The 16,934-nt window shown below is 36.1% G+C and carries 15 protein-coding genes, 2 pseudogenes and 1 other annotated feature; of the genes and pseudogenes, 5 read left to right on the top strand and 12 right to left on the bottom strand.

Annotated elements, in window-relative coordinates; translation table 11 throughout:
* Positions 1 to 43: 43 nt before the first annotated feature.
* Positions 44 to 379: a magnetosome magnetite crystal formation protein family gene (locus PGC35_RS14925; RefSeq protein WP_375219743.1), complete on the top strand. Its 336-nt coding sequence runs from the start codon at positions 44 to 46 to the stop codon at positions 377 to 379.
* A 764-nt stretch (positions 380 to 1,143) separates the two neighbouring features.
* On the opposite strand, the gene PGC35_RS14920 is transcribed toward PGC35_RS14925, so the two are convergent.
* The 6 genes from PGC35_RS14920 to PGC35_RS14895 form a co-directional block, all read right to left on the bottom strand.
* Positions 1,144 to 2,013, bottom strand: a complete 870-nt coding sequence (locus PGC35_RS14920; RefSeq protein ID WP_375219742.1) for an SGNH/GDSL hydrolase family protein — start codon at positions 2,011 to 2,013, stop codon at positions 1,144 to 1,146.
* 13 nt (positions 2,014 to 2,026) lie between these two features.
* On the bottom strand, positions 2,027 to 3,256 hold the full coding sequence (locus PGC35_RS14915) for an aminopeptidase (RefSeq protein ID WP_375219741.1): 1,230 nt from the start codon (positions 3,254 to 3,256) through the stop codon (positions 2,027 to 2,029).
* 3 nt (positions 3,257 to 3,259) lie between these two features.
* Positions 3,260 to 4,411 carry a DEAD/DEAH box helicase gene (locus tag PGC35_RS14910; protein ID WP_375219740.1) on the bottom strand — a complete coding sequence of 384 codons (1,152 nt, stop codon included), beginning with the start codon at positions 4,409 to 4,411 and terminating at the stop codon, positions 3,260 to 3,262.
* Positions 4,412 to 4,559: 148 nt separating this feature from the next.
* Complete coding sequence (locus PGC35_RS14905) at positions 4,560 to 4,715, bottom strand: Fur-regulated basic protein FbpA (protein ID WP_231687507.1); 156 nt, start codon at positions 4,713 to 4,715, stop codon at positions 4,560 to 4,562.
* A 64-nt stretch (positions 4,716 to 4,779) separates the two neighbouring features.
* Positions 4,780 to 5,352, bottom strand: a complete 573-nt coding sequence (locus PGC35_RS14900) for a VanZ family protein (RefSeq protein WP_056833223.1) — start codon at positions 5,350 to 5,352, stop codon at positions 4,780 to 4,782.
* A gap of 55 nt (positions 5,353 to 5,407) precedes the next feature.
* Positions 5,408 to 6,130 (bottom strand): AAA family ATPase, encoded by a 723-nt coding sequence (locus PGC35_RS14895; protein ID WP_375219739.1) that lies wholly within the window; start codon positions 6,128 to 6,130, stop codon positions 5,408 to 5,410.
* A 49-nt stretch (positions 6,131 to 6,179) separates the two neighbouring features.
* Here PGC35_RS14895 and PGC35_RS14890 point away from each other — a divergent pair, with 49 nt between their 5' ends.
* The 3 genes from PGC35_RS14890 (at position 6,180) to PGC35_RS14880 (ending at position 8,497) form a co-directional block, all read left to right on the top strand.
* The gene (locus PGC35_RS14890; protein WP_375219738.1) at positions 6,180 to 6,782 is read left to right on the top strand and encodes a DUF3298 and DUF4163 domain-containing protein; all 603 of its coding nucleotides are present in this window, start codon (positions 6,180 to 6,182) and stop codon (positions 6,780 to 6,782) included.
* 44 nt (positions 6,783 to 6,826) lie between these two features.
* Complete coding sequence (locus tag PGC35_RS14885; RefSeq protein ID WP_256363938.1) at positions 6,827 to 7,624, top strand: DUF2935 domain-containing protein; 798 nt, start codon at positions 6,827 to 6,829, stop codon at positions 7,622 to 7,624.
* Between the two features lie 96 nt (positions 7,625 to 7,720).
* On the top strand, positions 7,721 to 8,497 hold the full coding sequence (locus tag PGC35_RS14880) for an HAD family hydrolase (RefSeq protein ID WP_375219737.1): 777 nt from the start codon (positions 7,721 to 7,723) through the stop codon (positions 8,495 to 8,497).
* Between the two features lie 142 nt (positions 8,498 to 8,639).
* Here PGC35_RS14880 and PGC35_RS14875 read toward each other — a convergent pair.
* Both PGC35_RS14875 and serA read right to left on the bottom strand, forming a co-directional pair.
* A pseudogene (locus tag PGC35_RS14875) lies at positions 8,640 to 8,986 on the bottom strand (IS5/IS1182 family transposase); the annotation flags it as partial.
* A 481-nt stretch (positions 8,987 to 9,467) separates the two neighbouring features.
* Entirely contained in the window at positions 9,468 to 11,054 is a 1,587-nt protein-coding gene (gene serA, locus PGC35_RS14870; RefSeq protein ID WP_375219736.1) for a phosphoglycerate dehydrogenase, read from the bottom strand.
* Positions 11,055 to 11,163: 109 nt separating this feature from the next.
* Positions 11,164 to 11,391 (bottom strand) — a binding site (T-box leader).
* Between the two features lie 380 nt (positions 11,392 to 11,771).
* Between serA and PGC35_RS14865 the strand changes: the two genes are divergently transcribed.
* The gene (locus PGC35_RS14865; protein WP_375219735.1) at positions 11,772 to 13,136 is read left to right on the top strand and encodes an aspartate kinase; all 1,365 of its coding nucleotides are present in this window, start codon (positions 11,772 to 11,774) and stop codon (positions 13,134 to 13,136) included.
* 444 nt (positions 13,137 to 13,580) lie between these two features.
* Here the strand turns inward: PGC35_RS14865 and PGC35_RS14860 are convergent, their stop codons facing one another.
* The 4 genes and pseudogenes from PGC35_RS14860 to PGC35_RS14845 all read right to left on the bottom strand — a co-directional run bounded on the left by PGC35_RS14860 (position 13,581) and on the right by PGC35_RS14845 (position 16,912).
* The gene (locus PGC35_RS14860) at positions 13,581 to 14,030 is read right to left on the bottom strand and encodes a GNAT family N-acetyltransferase (protein WP_375219777.1); all 450 of its coding nucleotides are present in this window, start codon (positions 14,028 to 14,030) and stop codon (positions 13,581 to 13,583) included.
* A gap of 45 nt (positions 14,031 to 14,075) precedes the next feature.
* Positions 14,076 to 14,558, bottom strand: a pseudogene (locus PGC35_RS14855) (NUDIX hydrolase); the annotation flags it as partial.
* A 599-nt stretch (positions 14,559 to 15,157) separates the two neighbouring features.
* On the bottom strand, positions 15,158 to 16,435 hold the full coding sequence (locus PGC35_RS14850; protein ID WP_375219734.1) for an MDR family MFS transporter: 1,278 nt from the start codon (positions 16,433 to 16,435) through the stop codon (positions 15,158 to 15,160).
* Between the two features lie 159 nt (positions 16,436 to 16,594).
* The gene (locus PGC35_RS14845; protein ID WP_056833207.1) at positions 16,595 to 16,912 is read right to left on the bottom strand and encodes a YbjQ family protein; all 318 of its coding nucleotides are present in this window, start codon (positions 16,910 to 16,912) and stop codon (positions 16,595 to 16,597) included.
* Between the last annotated feature and the right edge of the window lie 22 nt (positions 16,913 to 16,934).

The raw sequence follows: 16,934 nt of genomic DNA, 5'->3' as shown, positions 1-16,934 counted from the left end.
AGAGACGTATATTAGATATCTAATCGGAAAGGAGTGTATTCAAATGGAAAACAACCGAATTTTATCTGCACTATCTTATTTTAGTGTATTGTTTGCGCCTTTTATACTTCCGATTATTGTATTTTTTGTTTCTCAGGATACCGAAGTGAAACATCATGCGAAACGTTCGCTAATTTCTCATCTGATACCCTTTGGATTTATGATTATATTGTTTATAGCTCTATTCTCAAGCTTTTTTTCAGTATTTATGAATGCAGCTGTTAATGAGCAATCGCTTATTATGGCATCAGCACCGTTTTTATTCATATTATTGTACTTAGTCAGTTATATTATTATCCTTGTATGGAATATTATCCAAGGTGTAAAGGTACTAAGGTAATGTTTATACTACCGTTAAAACGGGAAAAGAATTAGTACTAATTAAACTTGGGAGCGATACTAATGAATATAAAAACCATAGCAAAAACTGCAATAAAATGGGCACCTGTAGTCTATCCGATTATTCGTAAATTAATGAAATCAAAAAAGACGATAAAATAAAAAATCTGCTCCCACATAAATTTAATGGGAGCAGATTTTTTAATTTTTGCTCATGCAAGCCGAATGACGTGGAGGGCATTGAAAAACTCTTCAAGGTTCTCTTAGCTAGTATGGGCACCGTGATTTCCGTTCGAGTCGGACGCTTTCCGCCGGCATGGCTTCAGCCGCTTCCCTCACTTCGCTCAGTCCAGGGTCTTCAGCTCATGCTAATCCGGCTGGAGTCGCCGCCTGAAACGAAAATCAACTATTATCTGCTTTCCAATTAGAAGACCATCATGCCTTAATAGAGCAAGTAATTATCACTTACATTTTTTCAAATAGTATTTATAGAAAATCGCTGAAAAAGGCCACACTCCTGCGGGAATAGCGTTAGCCGCAGACCCCGCAGTTGAGGGGACGGCAATCTAAGTTCGCCGCATCCTGCTCCTGCGCAAAGCTCGTCGCAAAAGAACTTTTGCGGCAACGATTGCATGACTAACATCATGTTAGCCTAGGATGCTAAGGCAACACCTGCGGAAAGGGAGCCGTTTCAACGATTTTCTTATTTATCGGACGACATTAGCTCACACAAAAAGTAAGACAGTTTTAAACAAAACCCTAATATTATATCAATGGCTTTAATTCCGTAAGTGACAAATAATGATCTAAACCTTCTACTCTAGAAACGGGTGATTTTGCTTTTTCTCTTTGGCTATTAAGAATTTGTTCAAAAGTTAAAGGATTTGGAGCAGGCAATTCCTTTGGATTTACTTGTAAATTCGCATTGTACTTTTTGAAAAAAGCATTAGCCATCAGACGGTATCCTTCCATTGTAGGATGCACATCCGATACATTAGGTAGCAACTCTTTTTCTTTATTAGAAAAATCTTCCTCAACTGATACGTATGTTGCTCCATTGGCCTCCGCTTCCGTTTTTAATATGGAATGCAGTGCATTTAACTCTTTTCTTATACCTACTTTTTGTGTTTCTCGTAAATGAGGATAGGAAAAATAGTAACCCAACACATATATCTTTGCGTTTGGTGCAGTCACTTGAACTTCTTTCACAATTGCTTCCATATTTTTGCGTACCATATTTAAGGCATAATTTACTTGAATTTGCTTGTACGAAATTGAACCATTCGCTGCATTTAATTGCACAAGCCTTAGTAAATCATTCGCCCCTGCTGAAATGGTAACAATTGATGCATTTTTAAGTAATTCCTTTGATTCTTTTGTGCGAACTGTTTTTAACACATCAGCTGTTGTATATCCTGGAAATGCAAGTGCCTTCGAATAATAAGCAAGCTGCTGAGATTTTTTCAACTCTTGTGCTATTAAATCTGTATAACCAGTATCTATTGATTTATTCGGAGTTTGGCCGGCAGCTAGAGAATCTCCTAAAGCGATATATACTTCAGCACCATTTGCCTCTACAGAAAAAGACGTGAAAGGAAACACAAGGAGTAAGATTATAACTATCCACTTTTTCATCTAGATTTACTCCTTAAAAAGCCCAAGAACCTTTTTTGAAGATAGGTTCTATTGTACCATCTTCTAATTCTCCCATAATATCCATATCAGCAGAACCAATCATGAAGTCTTCATGAACAATGGAAGTATTGAGCCCTAAGTTTTCAAGCTCACTTGGAGATAATCCACGCGCACCTTCCACACATGTCGGGTAAGCTTCTCCAATAGCAAAATGATTCGAAGCATTTTCATCAAATAGGGTATTAAAAAATAAAACATTAGATGCAGAAATTGGAGATTCATGTGGAACTAGCGCAATTTCCCCTAAATATTTTGCACCCTCATCTGTTTGTGTTAATTCTTTTAAAAGCTCCTCACCAGTAGTTGCTTCAACTTTCGTAATAGCACCGTTTTCAAAAGTTAATGTAAAATTATCAATGACATTCCCTTTATATGCTAGCGGTTTAGTGTTTTTCACATAGCCATTAACTCCTGTTTTTAATGGAGCAGTATAAACTTCTTCTGTAGGCATATTAGCTATAAAAGGAACGGATTGCGCATTTTTACTAGCTCCTGACATCCAAATATGACCTTTTGGTAGTTCCACTTGGATATCTGTTCCTTCTGCTGTGTAATGTAATTTTTTATAACGCTTCGCATTTAATAGTGAAGCACGGCTTTCTAAATTTTCGATATGCTCTTTCCATTGTTGAACCGCTGTTCCTTCACCAATTCTTACTACTTGAAAAATTAAATTCCAAAGAGCTTGCATTTGCTCTTCTGCTTGTAATTCCGGGAATACCTTTGCTGCCCATTTTTCAGAAGGCATCGCAACAATTGACCAAGTAATGACATCATTCATTACTGCTTTTCTATAATTTTCAAGCGCTTTCCCGCTTGCTTTATGGAAGTTTGAGATTTTTTCAACCGAAACACCTTCAAGTAAATCTGGATTTTCCGCATCTATCCATAATAAAGCACCTTTGTTTTCAATTAACTCATCTCGTTGCATAGCAGCCCATTTCGGATATTCGTGGAATGCTTCGTCTGGAGCTAAATCATAAAATGATCTTGTATTTGGTCCATCAGAATAATTTACATCTACTCGCTTTGCACCAGCCTCATACGCTTTTTTTACAACAAGTCTAGTAAATTCAATCGTTTCCGTTGTTGTATTAATAAGCAACTGTTGATTTTTTTGAATATTTAAACCTACTTTTACGATAAGCTCAGCGTATTCCTCTAATTTTTGTTGAAAATTCATTGTTTATTTCCCCTTTTTCTGTACTGTTTTCGATGAACCTTCTATTAATTCTCCACGATACCATATTTTCTGAACTGGCTTGCTCGGAAGCTCCTTTGTCCATTTCTTATACGTTTTTTCATCCCCATAAGTTAATAAGGTCAATACTTCTCCATCATTTCCAGCACGGCCAGTACGGCCAGAACGATGCAAATATTGTTCTATAGAATGTGGAACATCAACATGAATTACATGTGTTAATCCAGAAATGTCCAGACCTCTAGCAGCAACGTCAGTTGCTATAAGTATATTTACTTTACCATTTTTAAAGTCATCTAATGCTTTCTTTCTTTCCTCTTTTTTCATTTCTGAATGTAGAGAAATAATAGGAGCATCTCTATAAGAGAGCTTTGTATCCTTCATTAAAACTTGATCTAAACTATTTACAAAGGCTAGTCCCTTCATACCTTCTAAGTGAGAAAGTTTTCTTAATAATTCCGTTTTGTCTCGCACTTCCGTTTTGACAAAACTATGAATAACTTCACCCTTTGAAGGAATTTCCTCTGCTGTAACTTGAATGCGGACAGGATTATTCATGATTCTTTCTGCAACTAGTTCAATTTCTTCCGTAATTGTGGCAGATGTAACAACCAGTTGTCTTTCAACAGTTGCATCTATTAACCCCTTAACAGTCGTACGATTTTCTCGACTTAACAACTGGTCTCCTTCATCTAGTACGATTGTTTTGATTTCATGCATCTTTAATTTTTTTAATTTCACAAGTTCTTGTAAACGTCCAGGTGTTCCAACTACAATTGTTGGCTTCTTTTTAAGTACATCGAGTTGTCTTTGAATATTTGCACCACCAATAAGTTGCGCTACAGTAATATCGGTACCTGCCACCCATTCACGAAATACTTCCACAATCTGCATGCCCAGTTCTTGAGAAGGCACAATGACCAATGCTTGTATGTGATTCTTTGATGGATCCACCTTTTGCAATATAGGTAGCACGTACGCTAATGTTTTTCCTGTTCCAGTTGGAGATTCTGCAACGATATCTGAACCATCAAGCATATGTGGTATTAATTTAGTTTGGATAGGCATTTCAGATGCAAAATTCGCCTTTGCCCATTTTTCTTGTAATGTTTCATTTAAATTTTGTAAAAAAGTCAATTTGTTTTCCACCTCATCTGTGTTTGAGACAAGTGTACCACATTTTTCTTCTAGACAATTAGCTATAAATAGCAGAATTGGACGTTTTTCCGAGACCAGCGTCCGTAATATGAACAGACGAAAAAAAGTGCCGATATTATCGGCACTTTTAGTTATCTTCTTCTGTTATATACTCTTTTGTTAGTTCATACAGATTCAGCTCATATAGTTGTCTTCCATCGATTTTAAATACGCCTTTATTCACTAGATCTTCAATCATATGCTCACGTTTTTCTTCAATTTTAGATTCTTTTGGTATCATCATTTTGTTACGCTCCTTGCATATTGTTTCCGTTATATTTTTACCCAGAAACTAATGATTTTAAACTTTATTCCTTTATTTTTTTAAATGCCAAAGTGACTGTTGGTAATTTCCTGTTGATGATTAAATAAAATAAATAACCAAGTAAGGCACCAAGTGTATTTAACCATAAATCATCTACATCACTACTTCTGTTTTGGGGAAGTTGCATTATTTCAATAAAAAGAGAGACCAATAAACCTATGACTACAGTGTAAGGGAAATCCTCCATTCTTCTAGAAAGAAGGGGAAGGAGAAAACCAATGGGCATGAAAAGAATAATATTCCCAAGAAAATTAATATAAAACGGCTGCCAGAATCCTAAATATTTTATAGCATTATAGGTTTCTTTTATAACCCGAAACAAATCTAAATTTACATTTGTTAGCGAGGGCTGCATCAATCCATACCTTGGAATAATGGTTTGTGAAAACAAACCAATGAGAACTAATACAAGTAGAAATATACCTAACTCGTGGAAACTTTCTTTTAGCTTAAGGCCTCTTTTTCTCCATCGACTAAAACGCCAAACAAAAACAAATGGAAGTGCTACACAGACGAAAAAAAGCATATCATCTAAATAATGAATTATTACGTTCATTTATTTCACTCCCAATACAAGATAGAACGAATTTAAGTCATTTAAAGTTTCATTTTCAATCACCTTCTAATAGTTCTTTCAAAAATTTCTCTCGGTGGTCCAAAAAATATTTTGTTATTTGATAATGATTTGTCATTTCATATTCTATTTCTTCAATCTCTCCATTATCAAAACTAAAGATTGTCGCATTTTGATAGCCTAATATAATAGGTGAATGAGTTGCAATTATGAACTGGCAGTCTTCCTCCGTTACAAGATCATGCATTATTTTTAAGAATGCAAGCTGTCTTTGAGGGGATAGTGCAGCTTCCGGCTCATCTAATAAATAAATAGCTCTACCATTAAATCTATTTAAAAATAAGGACAAAAATGATTCTCCATGAGATTGTTTGTGAAGTGACTTACCACCGTAACTTTGATTGCTACCTGGATGTAGTCTTTCCATCTCATCTATATGCGATGCAAATTGATAAAAAGATTCTGCACGTAGAAAAAAGCCATTTGTGATTTTCGGCATCCATGATAAACGCATGTATTTCCCCAATGCACTTTCCGACGCATCTACTTCAAATACATTGTTTCTACTTCCCCCAGCTGTATTGAACTGACAATTATCAGCAATTCCTTCTAATAAAGTAGATTTACCAGTCCCATTTTCACCAACTAAAAAAGTGATGTTATTTGTTAATTCTAATTCTCTTAAATGATTTATAGTCGGAATCGTAAATGGATAAGTTAGTTCTTGATCTCGTAAAATTGTAATTTTCTTCAAAAACATATGTAGTTCCCCCACTCATATAAAATAACAATTGGAAAGGTGGTGAAAAATGGATTTACCTATTCTCATAAAAACAAAGTATGTTCAATCACCAAAAGTAAACGTATCTTACCCTATTGTAACGAAATTACCTCATCCTCAGATAGAAAAGAAGATAAATAATGAAATTATTTCTACTTTGAACAAAATGTTGATTGAGGAAGGTTTTTATAATGAGAACTTAGTAGAAATGATCGGTCATTACGAGGTAAAAACGAATGAACGCGGAATTTTAAGTTTATCCTTATTAGTTTATTCATATACTGGTGGCGCTCATGGATTAACTATTATTCAATCATTAACTTTTGATGTGGCAACAGGTAAATTAGTTGAATTAAAGGATTTATTTGAACCAAATAGCCAATACGTAAAGATTTTGTCAGAAATAATCGAAAAGAAAATCGTCGAATGGGAAGTCCCTGTTTTAGAGGTGTTTAAAGAGATTCGTATGGATCAAGATTTTTACCTAGCGAACCACAGTATTGTTATTTATTTTCAAGTTTACGAAATAACACCTTATGTATATGGCTTTCCATACTTTCCAATCGCCATAAAGGATATAGAGGAAATTATTCTTGCTGGTGGACCTCTTGATAAATTGTTGCAATTCTAGTCATTTAACATCTTTTAGCGGTATGAATATTATAAGAAAAAGGAGTGATTTCAGTCAGTTTATTTGTGACAAGATCATTGGATGAGATTCGTTTTTGGTCAAGGATAATGAAAGAGCATGCCTTATTTTTAAGTTTGGGATTCAGTTTCGACGACAAAAAATTAATTCAAGAAGCACTGGAATTTGTTGCTTTGTTTGAAAAAATCGAAGAAAAACTAAATACCTATTCTTCACAATCCGATCCAGAAGAAATAAGAAGATTTAATATTCAAGTGTATCAGGCAGCTACTGCGATATGGGCTTATAAAAGAAAAGTACTTGGACTTATTTTACGTTGCGAAATTAGATCAAATAACTATGCATTATTAGTGGATCATACAAGCAGAGAAGCAGCTTATTTTGTTAACAGATTAAAAGAGCTTAATGCCGGAAAGCTCGAACCTACACCTGATGACATTATTAAGGAAAATGTTTTCTTCCTTAAAATCATGGCAGATCATTCTAAATTCATCGGCCACCTTTTGGATCCTTCCGAAAGAAAGCTAGTAGACCAAGCACGAGAGTTCAGTCATGATTTTGACCAGCTTGTTTTTCAGGCACTCGATTTAGATTCCATGCGTCCAGAATCAGAAACTCCACCTATATTGGATCAATTTTTGGATCAAAATCGTGTATCTGTTGTATCCCTCAGAGATTTTAAAAAATCAGCAAGAGACCTAATAGAAGCTTGTCGTATAAAAAGCAATATTCATCCCCTTTTGGCAGACCATGTATTCAGAGAGGCAGAAAGATTCCTTCATATTATAGATATGTTTGAGGAAACTCTTATTTCGAACAATTAATTATTTTGATTTGAAATTCTTACGGTAACTCTAGTGACAGTCTCCCTTTACTGAGGTAAAGTAAATAGATAAGAAAGTGAAGGGAGTATTTAATAAATGAAGGCTATTTTTTTTGATTTAGATGATACTTTATTATGGGATAAAAAAAGCGTGGAAACCGCTTTTCATAAAACGTGTGAATTTGCAGCGAAGAAAGTTGACATTGATCCAATAGCTTTAGAGCAGGCAGTTCGAGAAGAAGCAGCCAATTTATACGATACATATGAAACACGTCCATTTACACAAATGATTGGAATAAACCCTTTCGAAGGATTATGGGGCACATTCGATGACCCTACGGAAGAGTTCCAAAAGATGAAAGTAATCGTTCCAGTCTATCAGCAGGAAGCTTGGACACAAGGGCTATACAAATTAGGCATTGAAGATGAGACGCTTGGAAAAGAATTAGCAGAGTACTTCCCAAAAATGCGAAAAGAAAGTCCTTTTGTTTATGAAGAGACATTTGAAGTTTTAGATCTATTAAAAGATAAATACATTCTTCTATTAATTACAAATGGTTCACCTAGCTTACAAAATACGAAGCTGGAAATTACACCTGAGCTAACCCCTTACTTTGACCACATTATTATATCTGGAGCATTTGGTAAAGGAAAACCAGACCCTTCCATTTTTGAACATGCACTTGAAGTTGCTGGAGTTAATAAGGATGAAGCATTAATGGTAGGCGATAATTTAATGACCGACATCCTTGGCTCCTCTAAAATAGGTATGAAATCAGTTTGGATTAACAGAGAAGACAAACCACAACATGAAGAAGTAAAGCCTACTTATACGATTAAAAACTTACATGAGTTATTCCCAATTCTAGCATAACATTACAAAAAGCTAGCCCAAGGGCTAGCTTTAGACTAGACAAAGTAGCCCGAGAGTCCTTCTCTCGGGCTACTTTGTCATTTTTGAAGGTATTCGAAGTTCAACTTTCCCCAGAATTTTATGTTACGTTCGAACTTCTTCGGGGAAACGGCTTTTTTCCGTTTTCTTCACGATCTAGATTCAATTCTTCTTGAAGCTTTTCCTCGCAGGCACGTGTTACTTTTCTTACGATTTTCTTGCCATACTTGCGTTTATTGGCACTCCCCTTCACATGAGTTGAATCAATGAATACATGGTCTTCTGATAATAGAACACGGTTCATAATCTCTTTTAAATTGCGGGAAAAGATTTGTTCAAAGATGTCTGTCTCTTGAAAACGACGTGCGTAGTTTTTACCTAAGGTTGAAAAGTGCGGTATTTCTGTATGAAAACCAAATCCTTAAAACCAACGATATTAGCTTCAATCTCTTTTATTGTTTGGCGCATCGATGCTCAATCGTTAGCATTTCAAGTTGTGCACGTTCATTGATTTGGTTTTAGTCATCATGATATTCAACACCTCAACGTCTTAGAAGATTTAGAAACTCAACACTTTTTAAATTAGCCAATACTAGTAGATTGGAGTGGAAGGCGCGAAGACTCCTACGGGAACAGCACGAGCCGAAGCACCGGACAGAGCGTAGCGAAATTAATTTTGCGACGAGCTTGCGCAGGAGCATTGTTTTTTGCGACGAGCTTTGCGCAGGAGCAACGTTTTTTCTGCGACGAGCTTGCGCAGGAGCGAGGGAGAAGGCTGAGGCCGTGCCCGTGGAAAGCGTAGCGCCTGAAACGGAAATCGTCGATTTCTTACTATGTATTGTAAAAAAAGACTGTAGACAATTTCAAATCTCTTTGAGTTTGTCTACAGTCTGAAGCTAGCCCAAGGGCTAGCTTTTATATTGTTAGGATTGTTTATGTTCAATTCATTAAATTAAAGATCAATTGTTGTTGCATCTGATATATCTTCTAGTTGTTTCAACTGCTCAATTCCTGTTTCTTCGACATGTTTGTCAATAGAAAGCATCATGATTGCGTCTCCACCCACTTCAGAACGGCCAACCTGCATCGCTGCGATATTGACACCTTCACCAGCTAATAGAGTTCCTACACGACCGATTGCTCCTGGTTGGTCTTTATGACGAATAAATAATAAATGGCCTTCTGGCACTACATCAACGATAAAGTCATCTACTCGTAATATACGTGGTCCTAATCCGTTTAATAACGTTCCTGCCACTTTTCTTGTTGCTGAAGCTGTTTTTACTTCAACCGTGATTAAGCTTGTAAATCCTTTTGCTTTAGTTGTTTTTAATTCATTTACTACAATCCCAATGCGATCAGCATGAAATTTTGCATTTACATCATTGATAGACTCGCCTAGCTTGCTTTTCAAAAGACCCTTTACAGCATTTCGAGATAATGGTCGAACGTCGATATTAGAAAGTTCACCAGAATACGTAATGTTCACTTCTTCAGGAACACCGTCTGTCAAATCGCTTAAGAATGAGCCTAGTTTCTCAACAAGGTTAAAGTATGGCTCTATTTTAGCTAACACATCTTTTGGTACAGATGAAAGGTTAACTGGGTTTTTTACTACCCCATCTTTTAAAAAGCTTACAACATCATGTGAAACGTCGATCGCTACGATTTCTTGCGCTTCAACGGTGCTTGCTCCTAAGTGAGGCGTAGCAATAACTTGCGGTAAAGTTAATAATCGATGATCAACAAAAGGTTCTTCCTCGAATACGTCTAGTGCTGCCCCTGCAACTTTACCAGAGACAATCGCATCGTATAATGCATCTTCGTCGATAATTCCGCCCCGTGCACAGTTAACGATCTGTACGCCATCTTTCATTTTTTCAAACGCTTCTTTATTAATTATATGACGAGTTTCTTTTAATAATGGTGTATGCACTGTAATGAAATCTGCAGCTTTAATAACATCTTCGATAGTACCAAATTGTACTCCTAGTTTTTCAGCTTTTTCAGGAGTTAAGAATGGATCATATGCGATTACATTCATACGTTGTCCTTTTGCACGTGCAGCAACCTCTGCCCCAATTCTACCTAGGCCTACAACACCTAGTGTTTTATTTTTCACTTCTACCCCAATAAATGATTTACGGTCCCATTTCTGATTTTTCAATGCAAGGAACGCTTGCGGGATATTACGTGCAAGTGACATCAACATGGCAATTGTATGCTCCGCAGCAGAGTTTGTATTTCCGTCTGGAGCATTGACAACAATAATCCCACGTTCAGTAGCTGCAGTTAAATCAATATTATCTACCCCAACACCGGCGCGACCAATAATCTTTAAGTTTGTACCTTTTTCAATAATTTCACGGGTTACTTGAGTTTGGCTACGCACAAGAAGTGCATCGAATTCACCGATTTTTTCTCCAAGTTGCTCTGGAGTCAACTCTGTATCAATTACAATATTAAATCCTTCTGCTTGTCTTAAAGGATAAATACCATCTTCGCTAAGTGGATCACTGATTAAAATATTATAAGCCATTTTTTATATTCTCCTTCTGTTGTATGTGTATTTGTTGTGTTACAAATTTTATCTTGGCTACTATCCTCCTTTATTAAAAGCAAAAAAGCCCTTCCCCCCCTACATAAATGTAAGGGGCGAAGAGCTTGTATAAACTCACGCGGTACCACCCAAATTTACTGCATAATGCAGCATCTTAGTTAAAATGCTTAACGCGCATGACACGAATGAACCTACTATAATTGTTCAGTTCACCAATTCAAGAGTGCTACTCTACAATAGAAATCACTGATTTGCACCATCCATCAGCTCTCTTTAGATTCCAAAAAGTAAAGTTTATCTCCGTCAAAATTGTTTAAGTTGTATTGGATTAAACCCATCATACGTTCACTCTTTTCAATTGTCAATATAGTTAAAAAAATTGAAAACGCTATCATTTAAAAACATCTTAAAAAAAGCCTGATTTGGCGCTAATTAATTCAATAAAAAAAATTATAAAAAAATTATTATTCGTGTTTTGATTGCTTATAGAACTATTTTTATGTAGTATTACAACTAAATTATACCAATATACGAACTTTATTTATTAATATAATAAAATCATACACTTTAACATAAAATAAATTATACTTTTTGATCCAAATATATTGACGTTTTATCTTATAATTTGTACACTGTATAAAATCATTTGTTTTTTCTAGGAATACAATATAACTTAATAAGTAAGGATATGATGATATGAAAGTTAGTAAATTCGGGGGAACTTCTGTCGCAAGTGCAGAACAGATTAAAAAAGTAGCAACAATCGTCCAGTCAGATCCAACTAGAAAGTTTATAGTTGTGTCAGCACCAGGAAAGCGTTTTGATTCAGATAAAAAAGTTACGGATTTACTTATAGATTTAGCGACAGCAGCTTTAAACGAAAAAGAAGTAGAAGCAAAACTTCAACTTGTATTAGATCGATATAAAGAAATTGCAGCAGGTCTTGGTTTAGAACAACCAATATGCGATGTAATCGAAGAAGATTTACGCCAACGTGTATTATTAGACACTTCGGACGAAGAATTTTTTATAGATAATATGAAAGCTAGTGGAGAAGATAACAATGCAAAGCTTATTTCTACATACTTTACAAGTATTGGACTATCAGCTCAGTATGTCAGTCCTAAAACCGCTGGACTTTTAGTAAATGATTATCCAGAACGTGCATTAGCTCTTCCACAAGCTTATGAAAACTTAAGCAAATTAAGTGATGTCAATGAAATAGTAGTATTCCCAGGATTCTTTGGATATACAATGGATGGCCAATTACGGACTTTTGATCGTGGGGGATCAGATATTACTGGATCTATTTTAGCTGCGGCTGTTCATGCTGACCTATATGAAAACTTTACGGATGTGGACTCTGTATTTTGTGCAAATCCTAGGGTTGTAAACGACCCAATGGAGATCGAAGAAATCACCTATAGAGAAATGCGTGAACTTTCTTACGCAGGCTTTTCCGTATTTCATGATGAAGCTTTGATGCCTGTCTATAAAGCTGGTATACCTGTTTGCATCAAAAATACGAATAATCCATCTGCTCCGGGAACAAAAATCGTCTCTGTCAGAAAAGGAAAACATCGACCAATTACAGGAATATCTGCGGATAGCGGATTTTCAATATTATACGTAAGTAAGTATTTGATGAACCGAGAAATAGGATTCGGAAGAAAATTACTTCAAATTTTAGAAGAAGAAAACATTTCATATGAGCATACACCGTCTGGATTAGACGATATTTCTGTAATTTTCCGCAGTCATCAGCTAACTTCTGAAAAAGAAACACGGATTATCAAACGTGTAAAAGAAGAACTTCATGCAGAGGATGTCCATTTTCGCCATGAATTTTCTATGATTGTACTTGTAGGAGAAGGAATGAATAACAATACAGGCCTTGCCGCCCGTGCAGCAACTGCTATTTCAAGAACAGGAGCAAACATTGAAATGATTAATCAAGGATCCTCTGAAGTGAGCTTGGCTTTTGGGGTTCATCGAAGTAACGAAAATAAAATTTTACAAGAACTATATAAGGAATTTTTTGCACCAGTTACGATAGGTTAATTAAAAACAGCATCCTAACACAGTTAGGATGCTTCAGCTTGACGACAAAAGTATTTTTATAACCGGTTATGAATAATAATAAAACTTCCTAAAGAGGTTGCTTTATCCAATTAAAAGTAAAGATAGTAGATATCTATAAGGAATTGTTTATAAGGCAAGGACCACCACGAAGACTCCTGCGGGAACAGCTTGAGCAGAAGACCCCACAGTTGAGGGGAAGGCAATCTAAGTTCGCCGCATCCTGCTCCTGCGCAAAGCTCGTCGCAAAAGAACTTTTGCGGCAACGATTGCATGACCAACATCGTGTTGGCCTAGGAGGCTGAAGCCAAGACCACGGAAAGCGAAGTGGTGGTCCTTGCCGAATTTAATAGACAACTCTATACAACCTAAATTGAGTTTGTCTACAGTCTACAGCATCCTAACACAGTTAGGATGCTTTTCTTTTCAAAGTGCCTTCATTCGTTTTATATTAGAAGTTTTAACGTAGTGAACTAGTGTCATCTTATCATTGACTTTCCATCTATCTACGGTTTGAGCATATCCCATCTTTTCATACAGATAGCAGTTTCTTTCATCCTCTAGAATAGTGTCAAGTTCCCAGCTGTCAGCTTCTGGGTACATGGTTTCTAGTCGATCCATCACTTGTTGGGCAATCCCCTTCCCCTGACAGTCTTCTAGAATATTTATCATATGTAGTCGCATCACTTGTGGGGATTTCTTATATACATGGACACTTCCAACTAACAAATCATCCATATGGATTTTATAGAAGTCTCCAGTCTCTAAACGATCTTTAAATCTTTCAAATGTTTGTAGCACAGGACTTGTTTTATGATCCTCATATTTTTCGTAAATAGGTGTGAAAACTTTTTTCTGTAACTCAAATAACTCCAATGCATCTTGTGGTGTTGCCTTCTTTAAGGAAATTTTAGATTGAATAATTTCAAATAAGGCTTTAAGTATAGAATAAGGTATAAATTCTCCGCTTTCGACAAGTTTAAAGATTTCTTCCATAGTAGCCCATTTCGCATTAGCCACTTCCTCATATTGTAGACTTAAATTGTCGATATCCACGTTTTGCTTAACTAGCAGATGATCATCAAAACCTCGCGAAAACTTAATTGTAAATAACACTTCACATTTTTCCACTTGCAAATCAATTCCTAATTCTTCTTTTGTTTCACGTATAGCTGCCATTTCACAAGTTTCCCCAGCAAGGGCAGAACCGGCTGCAGCACAATCCCACATATTGGCCCATCCCTTTTTCCACGGTTGGCGCTGCTGAATTAACAACTCGCCTTCTTCATTCATTATCCAAACATGAACTACTGTATGAAAATCTCCTTCTTGTAACTCCTCGCCTCTTATATGTGATTTTCCTGTTCTCTCTCTTCTTTCATCATAAATATCCCAAACTTCCATTCTCTCACCTTCCCCCTTAAGTTAGATTGAGATAGTATAGCATGCATTCAATAAAGAAGTATATTAGATTATTGACTTTATATGTAATTTATGCTATGATGAGGTTTGTTAACATTTTTGGTAGTGCATAAATCAAGAAATTTGGCATTCTGCTTTATGTGTTTTTGATTATACTTATTCACACTGGAGCGACTAAAGGGTCGCAAGGACGTAAAAGAAGGTAGGGTTTACGTTGCTTAGGTTAGAAGGCAACCAGTGGAACAATTTACCGCGGCATTGAAAGCTGAGGCTTTCATGGAGATTCTTCCCCAATGTATTGGGATGAAAATTAAATTCAAAATTTTATGTGTTACCATATACACAAATCAAGGGGTGTTTTCATTGAAGAAACACTCTTTAGATTGTTAGACATTATCATTCTTCGAAGGTGTACTATCAGACTGACTTGAAAACGTTTGTCAGTCAAGGCGCGCCGTACAAGGCTTAAGCGAATAGAACTTAAGTTCATGAGCTTAAGACGATGTGCAAGCAACGAAGAATGCGAACGTTTTTCAACAGTCTGAAGGGGTGTTCTCAATGAGAACACCCCTTGTCCAATTTTATGCACTTATTTCATTTTGTCTTTTGTTATATTCCTTAAATGTTATTAGATAAATAACTCCACTTAGAACTGCTAAAATGGCTAAAATAACAAAAGTCCATGTAAAACCGATCCATGCTACTAATGGGAATACCAATGGTGCAATTGTCCGTCCAATAGTATAACGCAAACTAGCTGCCGCAAAGTATTGACCACGCATGTCTTCTGGTGCCAGTTTAGATACAAAGCTTTCTTGTAATCCTACTGTCATTAATTCTCCTAAAGTGAATACGGCCATTGCAAATAGGAAAACCCAAAAATTTGCTGTGAGCGGAAAAATTAGCATAGCAACTGCATACATAATAGACGATAAAAAGAATACGCTTTTCTCCGGATATTTCGTCATCCATTTAGTGACGAAAACAGTGAACAGCACAACTAATAATCCATTCTCCGATAAAAGTATACCAAATGAACCTTCTCCAGTGACTGTCCATTCTCTACCAAATAAATTACCGAGCACTTGAACATCAATCACATCTTTCATATAAACAGGTATCAACATATCTAATTGCATATACGTTTGAGCAAGTAAAATGCCTGCAACGACGAAAAGAAAAAAGACTTTATCCTTAACTATTAAGCCATATGCTTTTATTTGATTGACAACTACTTGTATCCAACTATTATTCCCGCTATTCTTAAGCTGTTCTCGCACTTCTGCAGGGAGCGTTTCCTCTGTTAAAAATCTTATTGCTATTCCAACTAAGATAAATATAATACCAGCTACTAGTAATAAAGCAAATCGATATTGAAAGAATAAAACAGCCCCAACAATAGGTCCTATAACAACGGAAATATTGATGGACGTATAAAAGACTGAAAATACACTACTTCTTGCTTGTTCAGGTACTACATCTGCTACAATCGCCTGACTTGCCGGATGATAGAAAGATCCAGCCATCCCAGCAATCGTAAATGCAATGAAACTAACAATTGGCGAATCCATCCATGAAGAATTAGCAAAAGCAAATAGTATAAACGCTATCCCTTCAACGGTAGCAGACAAGAAAATCATTGTCCTTCTACCAAATCTATCTGCACAATATCCACCTATTAAGTTGGCACCTACCGAAAAGACCTGTGAAACCACAAGCAATATCCCCGCCATACTCGTTCCAAATTCATCAGCAAAGTAAATTGCTAAGAACGGAAACACCATCCAAAAACTTAAATTACTAAAAAACTCCCCAAATAAACGTACTTTTAAAGCTCGATCCCAATCTCTTATTCTCATCTTCTGTTCCTCACATCTTGTGTCTGATACAATTCTACCATAATATTGAAATAGTAGAAATATTGTTTTTTCAATTGCAGTATGGGAGTCATTTAGTATAAAAATTAGAAAAGTCGAAAGCTCATAAAAGCTTACGACTCCTTATAAAAACCTCTTTAATTAGTCACGGTATGTAACAGCTGTTCCTGTGGCAACACACATCATCATGCCTTCACGAATAGTTTCAAAATCAAGATCAACCCCGATTACAGCGTTGGCACCTAGTTGATTTGCAAGAACCTTCATATCTTCCAATGCAATTTTACGACCTTCTGATAATTTATTCTCGTAAGCAGAACTTCTGCCCCCCACAATATCCGTCACAGATGCAAATAGATCACGAACTACGTTTGCACCCATAATTGCTTCTCCACTCACGATGCCATGATACTTTTCAATCGTTTTACCTTCTATTGTATTCGTTGTAGTTACTAACATGTAAATCCCTCCCTTTGCTGTT

This window comes from Psychrobacillus sp. PGGUH221 (assembly GCF_042055255.1).
Taxonomy (GTDB): domain Bacteria; phylum Bacillota; class Bacilli; order Bacillales_A; family Planococcaceae; genus Psychrobacillus.
Note: the sequence above shows the minus strand (reverse complement) of the source record. Positions and strands in the feature narration are given on the sequence as shown.